Source organism: Dorea sp. 210702-DFI.3.17 (genome assembly GCF_020560825.1).
Classification (GTDB): Bacteria; Bacillota; Clostridia; order Lachnospirales; family Lachnospiraceae; genus Dorea; species Dorea formicigenerans.
On record NZ_JAJCNB010000064.1, the window covers coordinates 1 to 3,796 of the forward strand.

A 3,796-nucleotide genomic window follows, 5' to 3' on the forward strand; every position below is an offset into this window, starting at 1 on the left:
ACAGCCAGTTCAAGTACCAATGGTGACATTCAAACCACTTTTCTTTCTGGTAATGGTTATAATTTGGATAAAATAAATGATTTTGCTGTCTCTGTCAGCACCCAAATACCAACTTTTATTCACACATTACTTGTATTTTTCTGGAGTATCGGTATATTCATAATGTTTTTTCTTCTCTACCGCTCAGTAAAACAAGTAAAAGCCTTACATAGTTCTGCTTTACCTCTTCAAAATGAAGAACTAAACGCTCTTTATATAGAATGTTTAAACGAAGTGAACAGCAAGCATACCATTCCGATTTATAGTACAGCATTTTTGAAATCTCCTGTTTTGGCTGGTTTCCTGCATCCTCGCATTTATCTTCCAATTCACTTGATTTCAGATTTTAACGCTGGAACTATAAGCTCAACTGATATTCGATATATGCTTCTTCATGAACTGCAGCACTACAAGCATAAAGATATTCTAATTGGATATTTGATAAATACAGTACATGTTTTCTACTGGTTCAATCCCCTAATCTGGTATTTTCTAAAAAGAATACGGCAGGAACGCGAACTTGCCTGCGACAGTGCTGTATTACAATTATTGAAAGAAACAGAATACAAGTCATATGGAAATACACTGATTAACTTTGCCGAAACAATAGCTCTGTCTCCATTCCCTCTTACTATGGGAATCAGTGGAAATATAAAACAGTTAAAAGGACGCATTTTAAATATTGCATCATTCCACCAACCTACTTTTAAACAAAAAATTCGTGGATATCTTATATGCATATTCGTCTCTACTATCATCATTGGATGCATTCCCATACTTTCTGTTTATGCTTCTGATCAGACTGGGTATCATTTTGACACAACCGAAAAGAATATTACTCAGCTAAATCTTTCTTCCAATTTTGGGGACTACACTGGAAGTTTTGTTTTATATGATCAGTCTGCTGATAAATGGAATATTTATAATATGGATCATGCTTCCACACGTGTATCACCGAATTCGACTTATAAAATATATGATGCATTACTTGGCTTGGAATCTGGAATTATTACACCAGAACATTCCACTTTCACATGGAATGGAGAACCATATCCTTTTCATTCATGGGAAGCCGATCAAGATTTAACCTCGGCTATGCATAATTCCGTAAACTGGTATTTTCAGGCAATTGATTCACAGGCAGGTTTTGAAGTCGTAAGAACATTTTTACAGACAATAAACTATGGGAATCAGAATACTGGAACAAATCTAAATCTCTATTGGACAGATTTCTCTCTGAAGATATCACCCATAGAACAGGTGGAATTGTTACAGGATTTCTATCAAAATAATTTTCATTTTGACAGTAAAAATATCCAGGCAGTAAAAAAAGCCCTGCTGCTTTCCACTACTTCTTCCGGTTCTCTTTACGGGAAAACAGGAACCGGGCGTGTCAATGGTAAAGATGTCAATGGCTGGTTTATCGGATACATTGAAACAGCGAATAATACTTACTACTTCGCAACAAATATTCAATCCTCTTCTGGTGCAACTGGAAGTCAGGCTACCGAAATAACAGAATCTGTACTTTCTAATCTTGGTATTTGGAAATAAATAAAGAGAACTGATAGCATAATTTCCCGTTATCAGTTCTCTTTATTTCATTCTTCTCTACTGATCAATTCTGCAAATTACCTAACCGGTACTGATACCTCGGTATATTATCAATACCATTATCTAAAATCCTGTTTCCAACATACTGAATCGTTCCATCATCCTGAATTTTCATCGTAAGTTCGTGTGTAATAACAACATCATTACATACAACAGAATCACATACTGCATGAATTGTCAAAACAATGGTTCCATCATCATTGTTCCTGACTTCTGTTACTTCCGGTAAAGACAAGCCAAAATGTGTTGGTGAATAATTACCACATCCCAATCGTTCCCAGATAAACATATTACTTTGTTCATCGTAGACCGCCCATTCTTTCAATTCTTCTTTTGTAACAGGAAGATATGTCATAATTACATTTTCGAACTCTTCTGCTGGAATTCCCACAACCTCTTTTTCTGCAGTAAATTTTTCTCCATATTTCATTTGATAAAAATATTCATAAAGTCCATTATAATCCAACCCCTGCATATCCTCCGCATTCCAGTTTGAACATAACAGATTGTTTCCATGATAGCCGAACGTACTCACATATTTTTTTGAATATTCCCGACACTCCTCACTCAAAGGCTTTACCCGGATAATACAACTTCCATCTACAATCTCTGTCACTTCCGGTGGTTCAGGTACGCATAATTCATAACAGAAATTCCCATTTTCAGTATATGCCCATTCTTTTATTTTTGATAGCGATATGTATGTAAGTACAGGCTCTGTATCCTCACTCCAGATCATTTTTGCGGACATCACACTCATTTCTTTTCCATCATAACTATATTCTTTTCTGGTAATTCCACCATCTGTATCTGCTTCATATAAAATTACACTTCCTTTTTCTTCTTGTTCTGCAGATTTTAAAAATTGTTCCATCTTCTGATAATTATCCATAACAGAATAATGATCGGAACCAATGACCGGATTCCCATTTTGTTTGATAATTTCTTTCATCCGATTCATCATTTGCTCAGCAGTGTTCTGATCTGCTTCTTGTATTCCATTATATTCAGAATAAATATCTCGGATAATGCCCATAATTTCTTCACAATCGTTCACAGCTTCCTTTTTCTTGTCTTCATCGATTGGTAGATTATATCCCTTATCCGGATTTTCCATGGTAGTGTTTTTCTGATTCTTCTCATTTTTTACATCTGTGCTGTTTAACGATATCTTACTTTCACAGGAAGTCAGAATCATTCCTATACAAAGTACTAACAAAATACTTTTTCTTTTCATATTGCCCCCTAATTATTACTGTAATTCTCTTCCCACTCTTCTTCTGTTAACCTTGGCATATACCACCCTGCATTTGCATTTTGATCTGACTTGATTACCTTATTTGATAAATACTGGAAACTTCCGTCTTCCATAGGTTTTATCATCAATTCACTGGTGATTGCCTGATCTAACATTCTGATTTCCCATACTGCTTCTATCGTAAGTTTTAATGTTCCATCTTGTAATTTTTCATATGAGATAACTTCCGGATATGGCTCATATGGGAATTCACAATCATATAACCCTCGCGGTCTGTATCTAAAAGTTCTATTATCAGAGTTATAAAAAGTTCCTTTTTCAATCTCGCTATTACTAAATGGTAAATAGGTCTTTATAACCTCTTCAAACTCATCTTTTGGAACTTCATATTCTGCTCCACCATAATTTGCTTCATATGGAACTTGCTTTCCATATTTCATATAATACATTTTTTCATAAAGATCATAAAAATCAAGTTCCGTATAATTCTGGTTATCCCAATTTGTAATCAACAGATTATTAAGTGCATACCCCAACGGCATAACATATTTTCGATTCAATTCCCGGCATGTTTTATCTAATGGCTGCACTCTGAATCCAGTTTCACCCGGTGCTCCATCAAATCCCGGTGGGTGATATTCCTCCAGAAACAAGTATCCTTTTTCTGTATATTTCCACTCATATGCTTCATATTCATCATAATAATTAGCCTGTGGGCTATTATCCTTCCATTTAACCTGACATAATCGAACATTTATCTTTCCATTCATTGACTCTAAATGATATTGTATAATTTCCCCTTCATCAAATACAACAACAATATCAACTGCTGCCTGTTCTTCTTTCTCCGCTGCTTTGCAAAATTCTTCTACTTTTTCACGATTG

At 35.0% G+C, this 3,796-nt stretch carries 3 protein-coding genes; 1 reads left to right on the forward strand and 2 read right to left on the reverse strand.

Annotation, left to right across the window (positions count from 1 at the left end; genetic code table 11):
• The coding region (locus LI149_RS14810) for a BlaR1 family beta-lactam sensor/signal transducer (protein WP_227143594.1) at positions 1-1,593 on the forward strand (1,593 nt) is incomplete at its 5' end.
• 64 nt (positions 1,594-1,657) lie between these two features.
• Here the strand turns inward: LI149_RS14810 and LI149_RS14815 are convergent.
• Entirely contained in the window at positions 1,658-2,890 is a 1,233-nt protein-coding gene (locus LI149_RS14815; protein ID WP_227143595.1) for a DUF6070 family protein, read from the reverse strand.
• An 8-nt stretch (positions 2,891-2,898) separates the two neighbouring features.
• A partial coding sequence (locus tag LI149_RS14820; protein WP_227143596.1) for a DUF6070 family protein occupies positions 2,899-3,796 on the reverse strand: 898 nt, incomplete at its 5' end.